This is a genomic window from Flavobacterium sp. FlaQc-28, assembly GCF_044007415.1.
In the GTDB taxonomy this organism is placed as follows: domain Bacteria; phylum Bacteroidota; class Bacteroidia; order Flavobacteriales; family Flavobacteriaceae; genus Flavobacterium.
The window spans coordinates 1-16,524 of record NZ_JBIPCM010000006.1; the positions used below are offsets into that span (position 1 = coordinate 1).

Genomic DNA, 16,524 nt, shown 5'->3' on the forward strand with positions numbered 1-16,524 from the left:
CTCACCTCTTCCCATCCCGAACAGAGTAGTTAAGCCCGCCTGCGCAGATGGTACTGCAATTTTGTGGGAGAGTATGTCGTCGCCTTTCTTTTAAAAATCCTCATCATTCATTTGATGAGGATTTTTTGTTTTATAATTGTTTTAAACTTTAGGTTGCTTGTTCACTCTTTAATATTATTTTATTTATTTTAGAAAATAGAGTTTTTAAATGAGTATTTCTTTAATTGAATAATAGTTTGTAGTTTAATTTTGTTAAATTATGATTATTTGTTTAGTCTTAGGTATTAATACTTTAGAATTTTTGGATTTGAATGAGTATTTTTGTCTTTAAATTATTTATTTAAACATGAAGAAAAGTATTTTACTGTTGACACTTTTTGTTATTACAAATCTTAGTGCACAACAACGTCCCAAATTAGTTGTAGGTATAGTAGTCGATCAAATGAAAATGGAATATTTATATCGATTTTCGGATGATTTTTCCCCAAATGGTTTTAAAAAATTAATGAATAATGGATATGTTTTTCAAAATATGCATTATAATTATATGCCGACTTATACTGCACCTGGACACGCTTCAATTTATACTGGTACAACTCCAGCTACACATGGTATTGTTGGTAACGAGTGGTTTAGTAGGACTCTTGGAAAAGAAATGTATTGTACAGATGATGCAGATGTAAAAACTGTTGGTGATGGAACTGCTGACGAAGGAGCTATGTCACCTAAGAATCTTCAAAGTACTACAATTACAGATGAAGTTAGAATGGCAACCAATTTTAATGGAAAAGTAATTGGGATGAGTTTGAAAGATCGTGGTGCAATTTTGCCAGCTGGGCATTTTGCCAATTGGGCATTTTGGTATAGTAAGACAGGATCTTTTATTTCTAGTACTTTTTATGGAGAGAAATTGCCAGAATGGGTTTCTGAATTTAATAATGAAAAAAACTACTTAAAATATATTAATAAAGGCTGGGATTTATATAAACCTGCTTCAGTGTATAATGAGAGTCTTCCAGATAATAATCCTTATGAAGGGAAATTGTATGGAAGTACAGCTCCTGTTTTTCCATACGATTTAAAATCAATGTACGAGAAGAATGATGCAGGAGTTATTCGTGCAACTCCTTTTGGGAACGATCTATTAGCTGAATTTGCTAAAAGAGCAATAGAAAAAGAAGAACTTGGAAAGGATAATATAACAGATTTTTTAACTGTTAGTTTTTCATCTACTGATTATGTTGGGCATTTACTTGGGCCTAGATCAATGGAACTTCAAGATACTTATTTGAGATTAGATCAAACTATTGCTGATTTTTTAGCTTATTTAGATAAGACAGTTGGAAAGGGAAATTATTTACTTTTTTTAACAGCTGATCATGCAGGAGCAGAAAATGTAATTTATTTAAAGGATCGTAAGTATAATGTAGATAATTACCCTTCTAAGCAAGTTAAGAAAAGCTTACAAGATTTTTCAACAAAAACTTTTGGAGTTGATTTGATTTTAAATTACTCAAATTTTAATGTTTTCTTTAATAGACAAATTATAAAAGATAAACGTTTAGAATTGGCTAAAGTTAAGCAAGCTTTTAAAGAGTTCTTGATTTCTCAACCACAAGTGAAAAAGGTTTATACTGAAGAGGAAATTTTAGCAAACGGAGGAAATGACTATTCATTAAATTTTGTTGCTAAAGGTTACGATGTTACTCAAAATGGAGATTTAGTAATTGTGGATAAACCTGGAGATATTGAATATTCTACTACAGGAACTTCTCATGGTACCATTTACAGCTATGACACTCATGTTCCAGCTATTTTTTACGGCTGGCATATTAAAAAAGGAGAATCTTTTGATAAAAAAGCAATTACTGAAATTGCTCCAACAATTGCACAAAAAATTAAAGTTACTTTCCCGAATGGAACTGAGGCAAAGGTTTTGCAAGAAGTTTTAGATGAAAAGAAATAATATAAAGCCTGTTCTTGAAAGAACAGGTTTTTTTAGGATAAAAAAAGGCTTTTCGATTCGAAAAGCCTTTTTAGTTTATTGCTTAGTAAGCACTTATTTAATATTGGTACTATGCGTTTGTCAATACTAATTCTTCATTGTACGGAAGATTCCATGCTTCAGCAACTCCTTTATAAAGGATTTTTCCGTTAGCAATATTTAAACCTTTTTTCAATTCTTCACTTTCAGCGCAAGCTTTTTCCCATCCTTTATTTGCTAATTGTACAGCATAAGGTAAAGTAGCATTAGTTAAAGCTAAAGTTGATGTATAAGGAACTGCACCTGGCATATTAGCTACACAATAGTGAACAATGTCGTCAATAATAAAAGTTGGGTTTTCGTGTGTTGTTGGAGTACAAGTTTCGATACAACCTCCTTGGTCAACCGCAACGTCTACTACAACAGCTCCTGGGCGCATTAATTTTAGCATATCACGAGTAATTAAGTGAGGTGCTTTTGCTCCCGGAATTAAAACAGCTCCAACAACTAGATCTGCATCTTTAATTGCTCTTGTGATGTTATAATGGTTAGACATTTCTGTATTTACATTTGCAGGCATAATATCGTCTAATTGACGTAAACGAGGTAAGCTTAGATCCATAATAGTTACTTGAGCTCCTAATCCAGCAGCCATTTTTGCAGCTTGAGTTCCTACGATTCCTCCTCCTAAAACTAATACTTTAGCAGGTGGAACACCTGGAACACCTCCTAAAAGAATTCCTCTTCCTTTTAATGGTTTTTCTAGATATTTTGCACCTTGCTGAATTGCCATACGACCTGCAACTTCAGACATTGGTACTAATAATGGTAGACTGCGATCTGTTTTTTCAACTGTTTCGTAAGCTAAACATACTGCACCTTTTTCCAGCATAGCGTGTGTTAATGGCTCTGAGGAAGCAAAGTGGAAGTAAGTAAATAATAATTGATCTTTCTTGATTAATGGATATTCTGATGCAATTGGTTCTTTTACTTTAATAATCATTTCAGCAATAGCATAAACCTCTTCAATTGTTGGTAAAACTACGGCTCCTGCTTGTGCATATTCATCATCACTAAAACCGCTACCTAAACCAGCAGTAGATTGAACATAAACAACGTGTCCGTGTTTTTTCATTTCAGAAACTCCTGCTGGAGTTAATGCTACACGATTTTCGTTATTTTTTATTTCTTTTGGAACTCCTATTATCATTTTGTTATATTTTTTTGTTTTTATTGAAATTGTTTTACAAATCTACAGATAGAGAATAAATTATGGTTTATGGGGTAATAAATAAGAAAATATTATTTTATTTTTTAATTTTACAGAAAATTATTCTTTTTAAGTGATAGATTAAATCTTCAAAGAGAAAAAAAAACTAAATTTCATAAATTTTAATACAACGTTTTCATTATGGCTTTAGATGAAATAGACAAAAAAATCTTACGTCTTTTACAAGTAGATGCACATTACACTTTAAAAGATATTGCAAACAAAATAAATTTGTCTTTAACTCCTGTTCATGATCGAGTGAAACGACTTGAAAAAGATGGAATTATAGAGAAATATGTGACCATTTTGGATAAGAAAAAACTTGGGAATAATTTGACGGTTTATTGCCAAGTAACACTGACTAAACAGACCTATGATACCTCGGAAGGTTTTAATCAATCAATTTTGAATCTGCCTGAAGTGGTAGAGTGCAATTATGTATCTGGGAATTTTGATTATATGCTAAAGATTATAATTCCAGATATGGAAAGTTACCATCATTTTCATCAAAAAAAACTTTCTATCTTGCCAGAAGTATCTCTTATAAATACTGTTTTTGTTATTTCTGAAGTTAAAAGCACTACAGTTTTACCTGTTTAAAAAGAAAAAACCATCAAGGAAACTTGATGGTTTTAAGGTAATTTGGTTTTGGTTAGGTTTAGTTAATAGTAAGTAAATCGTCTTACTTTTGCTATATATTTTGCAAGACGAATTACCTGATGGCTATAGCCGTATTCATTATCGTACCAGATATATAATACTATATTTTTACCGTCTTTTGATACAATAGTTGCGTTACTGTCATATATTGAAGGGGCAGAAGTTCCCACAATATCTGATGAAACCAATTCATTATTTAAAGAATATTTTATTTGCTCTACCAATTCTCCTTCAAGAGCATATTTCTTCATAATTTTATTGATCGCAGCAATTGAAGTGGCTTTTTTAACCTCTAGATTTAAAACTACAAGTGATCCATTAGGAACAGGAACTCGAATAGCATTTGAAGTTAATTTTCCTTCTAATGATGGTAAAGCTTTGGCAACTGCACTTCCTGCACCTGTTTCGGTAATTACCATGTTTAGAGCAGCAGCTCTGCCGCGACGGTATTTTCGGTGCATATTATCAACCAAATTTTGATCATTTGTATATGCATGAATAGTTTCTAAATGTCCTTTTACCACACCTAAAGTTTCTTCAATAACTTTTAGAATTGGTGTAATGGCATTTGTGGTGCATGAAGCAGCTGAAAAAATATCGTTTTCATCTGGGTTATATTCATTATGGTTTACACCATGTACTATATTTGGCACTCCTTTTCCTGGTGCAGTCAGTAATACTTTATTTGCTCCATTAGAAGTTAGATGTCTTTTTAAAGCTTCCTCAGTTGTGAATGCTCCCGTATTATCAATTACTAAGGCATCATTTATTCCGTATTGAGTATAATCAATTTCTTCAGGAGAATTTGCTGTAATAATATGAACAGTAGTTCCATTAATGATTAAGGCATTATTTTTTGGATCGGCAATTACTGAACCTTGAAAGTCTCCGTGAATTGAATCATAACGAAGTAAAGAAGCTCTTTTTTCTAAACTTGATGCATCATTTTTATCTCGAGTAACAATTGCTCTTAAGCGCAATTGGTTTCCTTTTCCGGTTTTAGACATTAATTCTCTAGCTAACAAACGTCCGATTCTTCCAAAACCGTATAAGACAACATCTTTTGGTTGAATTTCTTTTGATGTTTTAGCCTTTTTTAATTTTTCGATAACAAAATATCTTGCATCAGGATATTTTTCGTCTTCTAAACGATACTCATAGGTAAGTTTACCAAGGTCTATCTTTGCTGGTGGAAGATCTAATGATAAAACAACTTTTGCGATTTCTACCGAATCAAAAATTGTAATTGGCTTACCTACAAATTCACCTGCATATTGATGAAGATTAATAATGTCGCTGACATTTTTATCCAGTAATTGGTTTTTGAATAAAACCATTTCAATGGATTTGTCGTACCATAAATCACTTATTACTTTGATTAATTCGACACCAGCTCTTCTTCGGTCGACCTGTAATGATACCTCTTTTTGGTACAAAGATTTTTTGCTCATAATTGATTAAATTAAAAAAATAAAATGCTCACTATTTTAAAATTTTGCGCAAAAGTATCCATTTCAATCGATTTCGTAAACTATTTTAGCATTTATTTTTGAAATTAACATAGAGGCTTTTTCTTTTCATTAAATAAAAAAAGCCATCTTAATTATTTAAGATGGCTTTTAGCAATGTTATTTTGTAAACAGAGATTTAGATTATGATTCTAAAAATTTCACCATTTCTGTTTATCATTTCAATGCGGGAACTCTGTCCTTCGTCTTTTTTACTCAAAAGTTTAGAAACAGTTTCAACATTTGTTGCTTTTACATTGTCTATACTTAAAATGATATTACCCTGCAGCTCGTTTTGGTACTGCATTAAATTCTCGTTTGTAATATTTTTGATTTTTACACCATAATCAATTCTGAATTTCTTTTTGTCAGAAGCATCAATATTTTCTAATTCCATTCCTTTATATTCAGTACTAAAAAATTCATTTTTACTTAAAGTAACCGGAACGGTTTTAGTTTTTCCTTCTTTAATATAGGTAACTTTAATAACATCATTTGGACGTTTAGTATTAATGTAACCAGAAAGATCTGCATAAGTTGAAATATTTTGTTCATCAAGTTTTACAATAATATCGCCTTTGCCAAGACCTGCCTTTTCTGCTCCAGAATTTTTGGAAACCTTACTAATATAAAAACCTTGAGTTTCAGTAACTCCTAATTCTTTAGACACAGCACTATTCAATTCTCCGCCTTCAACGCCTAAAATTCCTCTTTGAACATTTCCAAACTCCATTATGTCCTCAATAATTTTTCGAGCAATATTAGATGGAACTGCAAACGAATATCCTACATAAGATCCTGTTGTTGACGAAATCATAGTATTAATTCCAATTAATTCACCTCTTGTGTTTACCAATGCTCCGCCGCTGTTTCCAGGATTCACGGCAGCATCTGTTTGAATAAATGACTGGATACCGCTTTGATCTAGATTTCTAGCTTTAGCCGAAACAATTCCTGCAGTTACAGTCGAAGTTAAGTTATACGGGTTTCCTACTGCTAAAACCCATTCACCAACTTTTACGCTGTCAGAGTTTGCAAAAGGCGTATAGGGTAATTTTTCGTCAGCATTAATTTTTAAAAGCGCAATATCCATCTTAGAATCCGTGCCAACAAGTTTTGCTTTATAAGACTTTTTATTATTCAATGTTATTTCAATTTCTGTAGCATCTTTTATAACGTGGTTGTTTGTTACAATGTAGCCGTCTTCAGAAATAATAACACCAGATCCAGTTCCTACTTGTTCTTGCTGTTGTTGTCCTCCATAACCATAGAAAAATTCAAGCATAGGATTACTTACAGTTCGCCTGCTGACATTTTTAACGTGAACAACAGTATGAATTGTTTTGTCTGCAGCCTCTGTAAAATCTACAGTTTCAGCAGAGAGAGCGACATTTTTTCCGAATGAATTGGGCGCAAGTGTAACAACAGAGTTTCCTTTTCCAAAAAGCGAATTGTTACTCTCAAATAATAACTTGTAAGCTCCAAGGGTAATAGCGCCACTTAAAAGTGATACTAAAAATAAGGATGAAAATCTTTTCATAATTACAATTTTGTTTAAGTTATTTAATGTAAAAATAAAGCAAAAAAATATTTTGTAAAGTGGTTTAACTCTCTTTAACAATGATTAACATTTCATTAATTATTAGTTCGTACTTTTGTATTACTTAATGACTAAAAAATGCAAATAGAATTCTATAAATATCAAGGAACTGGCAATGATTTTGTCATGATTGATAATCGTACAAATTTTTTCCCAAAAGACGATGTAAAATTGATTGAACGCTTATGTGACAGACGTTTTGGTATTGGAGCTGACGGTCTTATTCTGTTAGAAAACGACCAGGAAACTGACTTCAAAATGGTCTATTATAATTCTGATGGAAACCAAAGTTCAATGTGTGGAAATGGAGGACGCTGCCTAGTAGCTTTTGCAAATCAACTGGGAGTAATCGATAATAAAACAACCTTTATAGCAACAGACGGTTTGCACCATGCATCAGTAAATAATGATGCAATTGTTTCATTGCAAATGATTGATGTTGATGAAGTGAAAAAAAACGATTCTTATACTTTTTTAAATACAGGATCGCCGCATCATGTTCAGTTAGTTGATGATTTAGAACATTATAATGTAAAAGAAAACGGAGCAGCCATTCGCTATGGAGAATTGTATGGAGAAAAAGGAAGCAATATTAATTTTGTAAAAAAAGTTGACGATCAAACTTTTTCACTTCGTACTTATGAAAGAGGGGTTGAAGATGAAACTTTGGCCTGCGGGACAGGAGCGACCGCAGTGGCAATTGCAATGAATGCCATTGGTCAGACTGATAAAACTTCGATTGATTTAAATGTTGAAGGCGGAAAATTAAATGTTTCTTTTGATAAACTAGGAGAACATTTTACAAATGTTTTTTTAACTGGACCAGCAAAATTTGTTTTTAAAGGAACAATCGAAATCTAATATTTAATAATGATTACACTCAAAGGCGATACAATTTATCTGCGTGCATTAGAACCTAATGATTTAGAGTTTGTGTATGCTATGGAAAATGATCAGAGTATTTGGGAAGTCAGTAACACCCATACACCATATAGTCGTTTTTTAATTCGCCAGTATCTCGAGAATGCTCAGCAAGATATTTATGAAGCAAAGCAATTGCGTCTGGCTATTTGTCAGGATGAAGATTTTCCAGCAATTGGTTTGATCGATATATTTGATTTTGATCCAAAAAATAATAGAGCAGGAGTTGGAATTGTGATTCAAAAAAATGAAAATCGGAGTAAAAACATTGGTTCTGAGGCATTAGAGCTACTGATTAATTATTCTTTTTTTAATTTGAATCTGCATCAGCTTTATGCAAATATTAGTGTAAGTAATGCCGCAAGTATAGCTCTTTTTACTAAATTTGGTTTTGAGAAAATTGGAATTAAAAAAGATTGGATTTTGCTGAATAACCACTATCATGACGAAGCAATTTTTCAATTAATTAACAAAGAACATTTAAATTTATAGCTTTGAATCTAAAGAAAATCATCACAATAACTGCTGTAGCCGTAATTTCTGTTTTAATAGTTTACGGTTTTATATTAATTAGCCAAATATTTAGCGCCAATACAAAATTTCAAGAAAAAGAGGTTTATGTTTACGTTCCAACTGGCGCAAACTATACCGATGTAAAAAAGATATTAGAACCCTATATCAAGAACTTTGAAAATTTCGAAATGGTGGCAAACAAAAGAAGTTATCCAGAAAATGTAAAATCTGGGCGTTTTCTTCTTAAAAAAGACATGAACAATATTGACTTAGTTCGTGCTATGCGTTCAAATGTTCCTGTAAAATTGGCTTTTAATAATCAAGAACGTTTAGAGAATTTTGCTGGAAGAGTTGGTTCTGAAATTGAAGCGGATAGTTTGTCTTTAATGAAAGCATTTAAAGACTCAACTTTTTTGGCAGCGAATGGATTCAACGAGGATAATGTTTTTGCTATGTTTATTCCAAATACATACGAAGTATACTGGAATACATCTGCAGAAAAATTCAGAGATAAAATGATAAAAGAATATCATAATTTTTGGACTCCTGAAAGAATTGAACAAGCTAAAAAACAAGGTTTAACGCCAGTTCAGGTATCTATTTTAGCGTCTATAGTTCACAAAGAATCAGTAAAAAAAGATGAGCGTCCGCGTATTGCCGGTGTTTATTTAAACAGATTACGTTTAGATATGCCATTACAAGCAGACCCTACAGTTATTTATGCCTTAAAACTGCGAGACAATAATTTTGATCAAGTAATAAAAAGAGTTTTTTATAATGACTTGGTTATGAAATCACCTTATAATACTTATGTAAATACAGGACTTCCTCCTGGACCTATTGCAATGGCTGATATAACGGCATTAGAAGCTGTTTTGAATCCGGAGAAAAACGATTACATCTATTTTTGTGCAAGTGTAGATCGTTTTGGTTATCATGAATTTGCTTCAACTTTAGCAGAACATAATGTGAATGCAAAAAAATATTCTGACTGGATTGCAAGTCAAGGTGTAACTAGATAACTTAGTGTAGCGCTTTTTTAGAATAAAATATAAGATATTAAACCGAAGTTTTTGCTTCGGTTTTTTTATGTCATTAAATGACGACTGATTTTCAATTTAAAGCATTAAATTAAAATTGTTCGATCCTTATTGTAATATTTAAAATTTAAGAGGGTTTAGATAATAATAATATCTAAGCTAGATTTAAAATTTTTTTTTTAGAAATTGAATTTAATCTGACGAAAAGTTTGTTTTTTCTCTATGATTTTTTTCTCGATTTTTATAATTGAAGTTTTTATTCACGTTAAAAACGATATAAAAAGGTAAGTTTAATCTTTCTATTTTAACAAATTTGATAAAAATTTGATAAAAATGACATTTTATTGAATTAGTTTTTCCCCTTTTTTAAGCCTTCTTCATTTTAAAAAAATAAGCTCTAATAATGCGTGATTAAAGGGTTTAGACTAAATTTTAAAAATCTTAAAAACGTGTAAAGTGCTGATTTATAGCATTGTTTAATATTCGTTATCTTTGCAGCGTAGAAATTTCAAAAAGGTGACAGCGTTTTGAAGAAAAACAATTTATGATAAAGAAGTGGTATTTTTATGCGAGTTTGATCGTTATTATTACATTTTTAAGTTTGGGTTTTAAACCCTTTACTTTGGAAACCAAACCTTGGTTTTTAACAGAAAAAACAGATGGATCTGAGTACATATTTCCATCAACAGAAAAGGATGATTATCCTAAAGTTAGTCTAAACGTCCCATACACAGGAAATCGTCTTATTGGTTTTAAAGAAGCAGTTGCTTTTAAAGAATCTCAGGGAAAATACCGAATGGTAAATTCTCTAGGATATATGGGAAAATATCAATTTGGTTCTAAAGCATTACGTGCTATCGGAGTCAGCAATGAAAAAGAATTTCTAAAAGATCCTGCCTTACAGGAAAAAGCTTTTCTAGCATTATTATCTAAAAATAAATGGATTTTGCGTAATGAAATTGAAAAGTATGAAGGAAAAGTTGTTAGTGGTATTGAAATTACCGAATCGGGTATTTTAGCGGCAGCGCATTTAGGTGGTGCCGGATCAGTAAAAAACTTTTTTAAGAATAAAGGCAATAGACATTTTAGAGATGCTTTTGGAACTTCATTAAAAAGTTACATGCGCGATTTTGGTGGTTATGATCTCTCTTTTATTGAAGCAGACAGTAATGCGACAATAAACGATTAACATTAAAAAAAATATCCCGAGCAATCGGGATATTTTTTTTAAAATATTAGTCAATTAATATTTCTAAAATTTTGATGGCAGCTTCACTTATTTTAGTACCCGGACCAAATACTGCGGCCGCACCAGCATCAAACAAAAATTGATAATCTTGTGCAGGAATTACTCCGCCAACAATTACCATAATGTCTTCACGATCGTGTTTTTTAAGTTCTTCAATAACCTGCGGAACCAATGTTTTATGTCCTGCGGCAAGAGATGAAACGCCTAATATGTGAACGTCGTTTTCGACAGCTTGTTTAGCTGCTTCAGCAGGAGTTTGAAATAAAGGTCCTATATCAACATCAAAACCTACATCGGCATAACCCGTTGCAACAACTTTTGCACCTCGATCATGACCGTCTTGTCCCATTTTAGCAATCATAATTCTAGGTCGTCTTCCTTCTTGCTTCGCAAAAGCATCAGCTAACTGTTTTGCCTTTTCGAAATTCTCGTCATTTTTTATTGCTGCACTATACACACCGCTAAATGATTTAATTTGCGCTTTGAACCTTCCAAACACACTTTCAAGAGCATCGCTTATTTCTCCTAAAGTAGCTCTATTTCTGGCAGCTTCAATAGCAATTTCTAATAAGTTGCCTTCTTTGGTTCTTGCGCAATGAGTTAATTTTTCAAGTGATTGATTTACCTTTTGTGAATCTCTTTTTTCTTTTATTTCTGTAAGTCGTTCAATTTGTTGTTTACGAACCATTTGGTTGTCAACATCCAAAATATGAAGAGGATCTTCTTTCTCTAATCTAAATTTATTAACACCAACGATTATGTCTTGACCGCTGTCGATTCTAGCTTGTTTTCTTGCTGCTGCTTCTTCAATTCTTAATTTTGGAATTCCAGCTTCAATCGCTTTTGTCATTCCTCCAAGTTCTTCAACTTCTTCAATTAGTTTCCAAGTACTTTCTAGAATTTCATTTGTAAGCGATTCTACATAATAACTTCCGCCCCAAGGATCAACTGTTTTAGTTGTTTTAGTTTCTTCTTGTAAATAAATTTGAGTATTACGTGCAATTCTGGCCGAAAAGTCAGTAGGCAGTGCAATAGCCTCATCAAGCGCGTTAGTATGTAGAGATTGTGTGCCTCCAAATGCAGCCGCTGTAGCTTCAATGCATGTTCTGGCAACATTATTAAAAGGATCTTGTTCCGTTAAACTCCATCCGCTCGTTTGGCAATGTGTTCTTAATGCTAATGATTTGTCGCTTTTAGGGTTAAACTGTTGAAGCAGCTTTGCCCAAATCATTCTGCCCGCTCTCATCTTTGCAATTTCCATAAAATGATTCATTCCAATTGCCCAAAAGAAAGAAAGGCGAGGAGCAAATTCATCAATAGTCATTCCAGTTGATAATCCAGTTCGAATATATTCTAATCCATCTGCTAAAGTATAGGCCAATTCAATATCGGCAGTCGCTCCAGCTTCTTGCATATGGTATCCAGAAATGGAGATAGAATTGAATTTGGGCATTTTTTTGCTAGTAAACTCAAAAATATCTGCAATAATTTTCATTGAAGGCGCAGGTGGGTATATATAAGTATTACGCACCATAAATTCTTTCAAAATGTCATTCTGAATCGTTCCTGAAAGCTTGTTCAATTCAACACCTTGTTCTTCGGCAGCTACTATATAAAATGCCATTATAGGCAAAACAGCGCCGTTCATAGTCATTGAAACCGACATTTCATCAAGTGGAATTTGGTCAAATAATACTTTCATATCTTCGACAGAATCAATTGCAACACCAGCTTTTCCAACATCACCTACAACTCTTTCATGATCTGAATCGTAACCGCGATGAGTAGGTAAATCAAAAGCTATTGAAAGTCCTTTTTGACCCGCAGCAAGATTTCTTCTGTAAAATGCATTACTTTCTTCCGCAGTCGAAAATCCAGCATACTGGCGAATTGTCCAAGGACGACGAACATACATCGTAGCGTATGGTCCGCGTAAATTAGGTGTAAAACCAGCTCCAAAGTCAAGAAACTCTAAATCTTCTATGTCTTTTTCAGAATAGTTTTTTTTCAGTTCAATGCCTTCGGCAGTTGTGAAGTTATGCGTTAAAGAGTCTGAGTTATGCGTCAGTTCGTCTAACTTTTCACTTTTAACATCTAATTTAATATGTTTAAGGTCTTTTCTTATCATGGAGACGCTTCGTTATATTGTTTTATTAATTACAGATAAAGAAAAATTATTCTTGTTCAAGCCTTTCTTGTTCTAATTTTTCGGCTAATCTTTTTTCTATAATTGGTGTAATTAATGTTTTTCTAGGCTTGATTTTTACAAAAGGAAACAGCTCTAAGTCATGTTTCATTTTGTCTTCTTTATTAGGGTATTTATTTGTGCCTAATAAAACTTCCTTTCTTGAGTCGAATAATTCTTGCTCTTTAGCGGCACTTTCTTGAATTTTCTTTTTGATAGTTCCGTCGTTTAGAAGTTTTAAGAAACCTCCATTTGCTTCAATATCTTTAAAAAGCGTTAAACTTTTTTCTGCCAATTGCATTGTTAAACTTTCAATATAATAGCTTCCATCAGCAGGATTATCTACTTTGTCAAAATAGCTTTCGTGTTTTAAGACTAAAAGCTGATTGCGAGCTATTCGGTCACCAAACTCATTGTCTTTATGGTATAAAGAATCATAAGGTAAATTAGCAACAGCATCCGCGCCGCCAAGGATTGCCGACATGCATTCGGTTGTAGTGCGAAGCATATTGACATTATAATCGTAAATAGTTTTATTTCGTTTCGTTGGGGTAACTAGAAAATGACAATCTATATCAGGATTGTATTCGGTTGCAATTAATTTGAAAAGCATTCGCAAAGCACGAAGTTTTGCAATTTCAAAAAAATAGTTTGTTCCAACAGAAATTTGAAAAACAATTGGCTTTGTTATATTGGGTAAACGATTTAAATATTCATTTGCATGCGCTAAACTATAGGCGATTTGCTGTGTAATATTTGCTCCGGCATTTTGATATAAACCTAGATCAATACTAAGCAAGGAAAGGTTTTTTGCTTCGTTTGAAATTTTTTCAAGTGTTTCAAAATTATTTTTATCTGAAGTTGTAAACCAATTTCCATCACGGGCCAATTGTCCGATAGGGTCTAAATTACAATAAAAAACCGCCTTTTTTTGAATAGAAATTGCGTTTAATAATTTTACGAAATCGATTGAGATAAAACTTAAATTGAAGTAAACGATTCTGTTTTCTAAAGGAAGATTTTCTAGTAATTTTTGAATATCTGTATTTTCGTTTTGAATTGAAAAACGAAGACTTTCTGCACCTCTTTCGATTGTATCAATTGCACGTTTAATCGATTTTTCGATGTCATGTACGAAGATATTTTGACAGATTTGAAAATTTGAAGCTTGAGTTTTAACGGATGCAGCTTTTGCAAATTCATCACGATGATAAAAAGGTTTAACTTGAATGTCTTCGGGAGAATTCCAAATCATCGTTTCGTTATAATCAGCTCCATCTAATTCAAACTGAATTTTTTGTTTCCATTGTTTGGATGAAATAGGATTAAAATCGTTGAATAGTGTATTAGCCATTAGTTGCTTTTTTCTGATTATTCTTTATCTGGAATAGTATCTCCTTCGAATTGAATGATGTAAATATCTTCGCTGTCTTTTTTCATAAAATACTTTTCGCGAGCGTATTTTTCTATTTGTTCAGGATTTTTTAACTGTTTGATCTGTTCTTGATCTTTCTTTATTTCGTCCTGATAGTATTTTTTATTGTCTTGCAGCTCATTAACTTGCTGGTCTAAAAAACGATGATCAAAATAGGAATAATTGTCTAGAAATAACATCCAGATAACAAAAAAGAGAAGTACCCAAACATACTTATTGCTTAGGAGTTTAAACCATTTTTTTTCTTTATAAGGATTTTTCATTTTATTTTTCATTACCTACATTATACTGATCCCAATAAAATTAGGATCAGCTCATTTTTTAATGGTTTAAATTTACAATAAAAATTATGAAATTCTCTGATTAATTACAGCGCGAACTACATCAATTGCTACAGTATTGTATTTGTCATTAGGTATAATAATATCAGCAAAAGCCTTAGATGGCTCTATAAATTGCTCGTGCATAGGTTTTAATGTGTTTTGATAACGGTTTAAAACCTCGTCGATATCACGTCCTCTTTCTGAAATATCTCTTTTTAAACGTCGAACTAATCTTTCGTCAGAATCGGCATGAACGAAAATTTTGATATCACAAAGTTCGCGTAATTCGGGATTTGTTAAAATTAAAATTCCTTCAACGATCATTACTTTTCTAGGGTGTGTCGACACAGTATCATCTGTCCTGTTGTGCTGTATGAAAGAATAAACAGGTTGATCGATAGTTTCGCCTGATTTTAGAGCTTTTAGATGTTTTACTAAAAGTTCAAAATCAATAGATCTTGGATGATCAAAGTTAATTAATGCTCTTTCATCAAAAGATAAATTATCGGTTTGTTTGTAATACGAATCCTGAGAAATTACACCAACTTCAGTGTCTGGTAATTCGGTCATAATTTGGTGTACAACTGTTGTTTTTCCACTTCCTGTTCCTCCTGCAAGTCCAATAATGAGCATAAAATTTTTGTTTGTTATTTGTTTGGCAAAAATAATAATTTAAGTGAATTGTGTAAGCATATTAATGTATTTAACCATATAAGTAATGTAAGTAAATTTATGCCAATAGAATATTCAAACAATTTGTTACTTCATTGAACTTATATCACTTATATGGTAAAAAATATAAAAAAAATCCCGAAAGTAAACCTTCGGGATTTCGCGCAATCAGTATAGTTTTAATAAAATATTCTGAATTTAGTAAGCACGTAAAATTATTTATTCTTTTTTGCTTTTATCATCATTTCAAGCTGGTCCCAAAGCTCTTCTGGGATTGCTTCTAATAAATTGAATTGTCCTGCACCTTTCAGCCATTCGCCTCCGTCGATTGTGATAACATCTCCATTTACATAAGCTGAAAAATCAGATACTAAGTAAGCCGCCAAATTGGCTAGTTCTTGATGATCTCCAACTCGTTTCAAAGGTACTTTTTTGGCCATATCAAATTTTTCAGAAAGATCTCCTGGCAATAATCTGTCCCAAGCTCCTTTTGTTGGGAACGGTCCTGGTGCAATAGCATTAGAACGAATTCCGTATTTTGCCCATTCTACAGCAAGACTTCTTGTCATAGCCAAAACTCCAGCTTTTGCAGTAGCACTAGGTACAACATAGGCAGAACCTGTCCAAGCATAAGTCGTTACAATATTTAAAATCGTTGCCGACGTTTGTTTAGTGTCAATCCAGTGTTTTCCAAAAGCTAGTGTACAGTTTTTAGAACCTTTAAGTACAATGTCTATAACAGTATCAAATGCATTTGCAGACAAACGCTCTGTTGGAGAAATAAAATTTCCAGCTGCATTGTTCAAAAGAACGTCTACTTTTCCAAAAACTTTTAAGGTTTCCTGAAGCATATTTTCTACTTCTTCATAATGACGAACATCACATTGAAGAGGTAAACATTTTCCGCCAGTTTCACTTTCAAGTTCTGCTGCAGTTGTTTTTAGCTTTTCTAAATCTCTCGAAGTTATCGCGACTTGAGCGCCTAATTCTAGAAAATATTTTGTCATAGCTTTTCCTAAACCGCTTCCGCCGCCTGTAACAACGATAACTTTTCCTTTTAAAGCGTCATCACGTAACATTTTATCTGTATAGCTCATACTTTTCTTTTTTTACAATATTAATTAAAAAAATAGGATGCACGCATAATAAAGTTGTAAAATTTTG

At 32.4% G+C, this 16,524-nt stretch carries 14 protein-coding genes and 1 rRNA gene; 7 read left to right on the forward strand and 8 right to left on the reverse strand.

Translation table 11 applies throughout. From position 1 onward, the window contains the following. Positions 1-88, forward strand: a 5S ribosomal RNA gene (gene rrf, locus ACHRVL_RS15555); the annotation flags it as partial. Positions 89-346: 258 nt separating this feature from the next. After that, positions 347-1,966, forward strand: coding sequence for an alkaline phosphatase PafA (gene pafA / locus ACHRVL_RS15560; protein WP_395414208.1), 1,620 nt, complete (start codon positions 347-349; stop codon positions 1,964-1,966). A 109-nt stretch (positions 1,967-2,075) separates the two neighbouring features. On the opposite strand, the gene ald is transcribed toward pafA, so the two are convergent. Further along, a complete protein-coding gene (gene ald, locus ACHRVL_RS15565; protein WP_395414210.1) occupies positions 2,076-3,194 on the reverse strand; it encodes an alanine dehydrogenase in 1,119 nt (372 codons plus the stop codon). 201 nt (positions 3,195-3,395) lie between these two features. On the opposite strand from ald, the gene ACHRVL_RS15570 reads away from it, so the two are divergent. Continuing rightward, positions 3,396-3,854, forward strand: coding sequence for an Lrp/AsnC family transcriptional regulator (locus ACHRVL_RS15570; RefSeq protein ID WP_089052857.1), 459 nt, complete (start codon positions 3,396-3,398; stop codon positions 3,852-3,854). Between the two features lie 62 nt (positions 3,855-3,916). On the opposite strand, the gene ACHRVL_RS15575 is transcribed toward ACHRVL_RS15570, so the two are convergent. Then, positions 3,917-5,365 carry a glyceraldehyde-3-phosphate dehydrogenase gene (locus ACHRVL_RS15575; RefSeq protein ID WP_395414211.1) on the reverse strand — a complete coding sequence of 483 codons (1,449 nt, stop codon included), beginning with the start codon at positions 5,363-5,365 and terminating at the stop codon, positions 3,917-3,919. A gap of 196 nt (positions 5,366-5,561) precedes the next feature. After that, entirely contained in the window at positions 5,562-6,962 is a 1,401-nt protein-coding gene (locus ACHRVL_RS15580) for a trypsin-like peptidase domain-containing protein (protein WP_089052859.1), read from the reverse strand. Between the two features lie 138 nt (positions 6,963-7,100). Between ACHRVL_RS15580 and dapF the strand changes: the two genes are divergently transcribed. From dapF to ACHRVL_RS15600, 4 genes are all read left to right on the forward strand, one after another. Beyond that, a complete protein-coding gene (gene dapF, locus ACHRVL_RS15585) occupies positions 7,101-7,883 on the forward strand; it encodes a diaminopimelate epimerase (protein ID WP_395414214.1) in 783 nt (260 codons plus the stop codon). Between the two features lie 9 nt (positions 7,884-7,892). After that, complete coding sequence (locus tag ACHRVL_RS15590) at positions 7,893-8,435, forward strand: GNAT family N-acetyltransferase (RefSeq protein WP_395414216.1); 543 nt, start codon at positions 7,893-7,895, stop codon at positions 8,433-8,435. Between the two features lie 2 nt (positions 8,436-8,437). Next, positions 8,438-9,478 carry an endolytic transglycosylase MltG gene (mltG, locus tag ACHRVL_RS15595; RefSeq protein WP_089052862.1) on the forward strand — a complete coding sequence of 347 codons (1,041 nt, stop codon included), beginning with the start codon at positions 8,438-8,440 and terminating at the stop codon, positions 9,476-9,478. Between the two features lie 562 nt (positions 9,479-10,040). Continuing rightward, positions 10,041-10,685, forward strand: coding sequence for a peptidoglycan-binding protein LysM (locus ACHRVL_RS15600; protein WP_395414218.1), 645 nt, complete (start codon positions 10,041-10,043; stop codon positions 10,683-10,685). 46 nt (positions 10,686-10,731) lie between these two features. On the opposite strand, the gene scpA is transcribed toward ACHRVL_RS15600, so the two are convergent. From scpA to ACHRVL_RS15625, 5 genes are all read right to left on the reverse strand, one after another. Next, positions 10,732-12,873, reverse strand: coding sequence for a methylmalonyl-CoA mutase (scpA, locus tag ACHRVL_RS15605; protein ID WP_395414220.1), 2,142 nt, complete (start codon positions 12,871-12,873; stop codon positions 10,732-10,734). Positions 12,874-12,919: 46 nt separating this feature from the next. Then, on the reverse strand, positions 12,920-14,284 hold the full coding sequence (locus tag ACHRVL_RS15610) for a methylmalonyl-CoA mutase subunit beta (RefSeq protein WP_395414222.1): 1,365 nt from the start codon (positions 14,282-14,284) through the stop codon (positions 12,920-12,922). Between the two features lie 17 nt (positions 14,285-14,301). Then, complete coding sequence (locus ACHRVL_RS15615; protein ID WP_395414225.1) at positions 14,302-14,628, reverse strand: septum formation initiator family protein; 327 nt, start codon at positions 14,626-14,628, stop codon at positions 14,302-14,304. A gap of 84 nt (positions 14,629-14,712) precedes the next feature. After that, on the reverse strand, positions 14,713-15,321 hold the full coding sequence (udk, locus tag ACHRVL_RS15620; protein WP_089052866.1) for a uridine kinase: 609 nt from the start codon (positions 15,319-15,321) through the stop codon (positions 14,713-14,715). A 254-nt stretch (positions 15,322-15,575) separates the two neighbouring features. Then, entirely contained in the window at positions 15,576-16,457 is an 882-nt protein-coding gene (locus ACHRVL_RS15625; protein WP_053474060.1) for an SDR family oxidoreductase, read from the reverse strand. Positions 16,458-16,524 lie beyond the last annotated feature (67 nt).

Excerpts from the sequence above, each read along its gene's own strand:
- pafA (WP_395414208.1), top strand. The coding sequence starts at position 347 with ATGAAGAAAAGTATTTTACTGTTGACACTTTTTGTTATTACAAATCTT.
- ald (WP_395414210.1), bottom strand. The coding sequence starts at position 3,194 with ATGATAATAGGAGTTCCAAAAGAAATAAAAAATAACGAAAATCGTGTA.
- ACHRVL_RS15570 (WP_089052857.1), top strand. The coding sequence starts at position 3,396 with ATGGCTTTAGATGAAATAGACAAAAAAATCTTACGTCTTTTACAAGTA.
- ACHRVL_RS15575 (WP_395414211.1), bottom strand. The coding sequence starts at position 5,365 with ATGAGCAAAAAATCTTTGTACCAAAAAGAGGTATCATTACAGGTCGAC.
- ACHRVL_RS15580 (WP_089052859.1), bottom strand. The coding sequence starts at position 6,962 with ATGAAAAGATTTTCATCCTTATTTTTAGTATCACTTTTAAGTGGCGCT.
- dapF (WP_395414214.1), top strand. The coding sequence starts at position 7,101 with ATGCAAATAGAATTCTATAAATATCAAGGAACTGGCAATGATTTTGTC.
- ACHRVL_RS15590 (WP_395414216.1), top strand. The coding sequence starts at position 7,893 with ATGATTACACTCAAAGGCGATACAATTTATCTGCGTGCATTAGAACCT.
- ACHRVL_RS15600 (WP_395414218.1), top strand. The coding sequence starts at position 10,041 with ATGATAAAGAAGTGGTATTTTTATGCGAGTTTGATCGTTATTATTACA.
- scpA (WP_395414220.1), bottom strand. The coding sequence starts at position 12,873 with ATGATAAGAAAAGACCTTAAACATATTAAATTAGATGTTAAAAGTGAA.
- ACHRVL_RS15610 (WP_395414222.1), bottom strand. The coding sequence starts at position 14,284 with ATGGCTAATACACTATTCAACGATTTTAATCCTATTTCATCCAAACAA.
- ACHRVL_RS15615 (WP_395414225.1), bottom strand. The coding sequence starts at position 14,628 with ATGAAAAATCCTTATAAAGAAAAAAAATGGTTTAAACTCCTAAGCAAT.
- udk (WP_089052866.1), bottom strand. The coding sequence starts at position 15,321 with ATGCTCATTATTGGACTTGCAGGAGGAACAGGAAGTGGAAAAACAACA.
- ACHRVL_RS15625 (WP_053474060.1), bottom strand. The coding sequence starts at position 16,457 with ATGAGCTATACAGATAAAATGTTACGTGATGACGCTTTAAAAGGAAAA.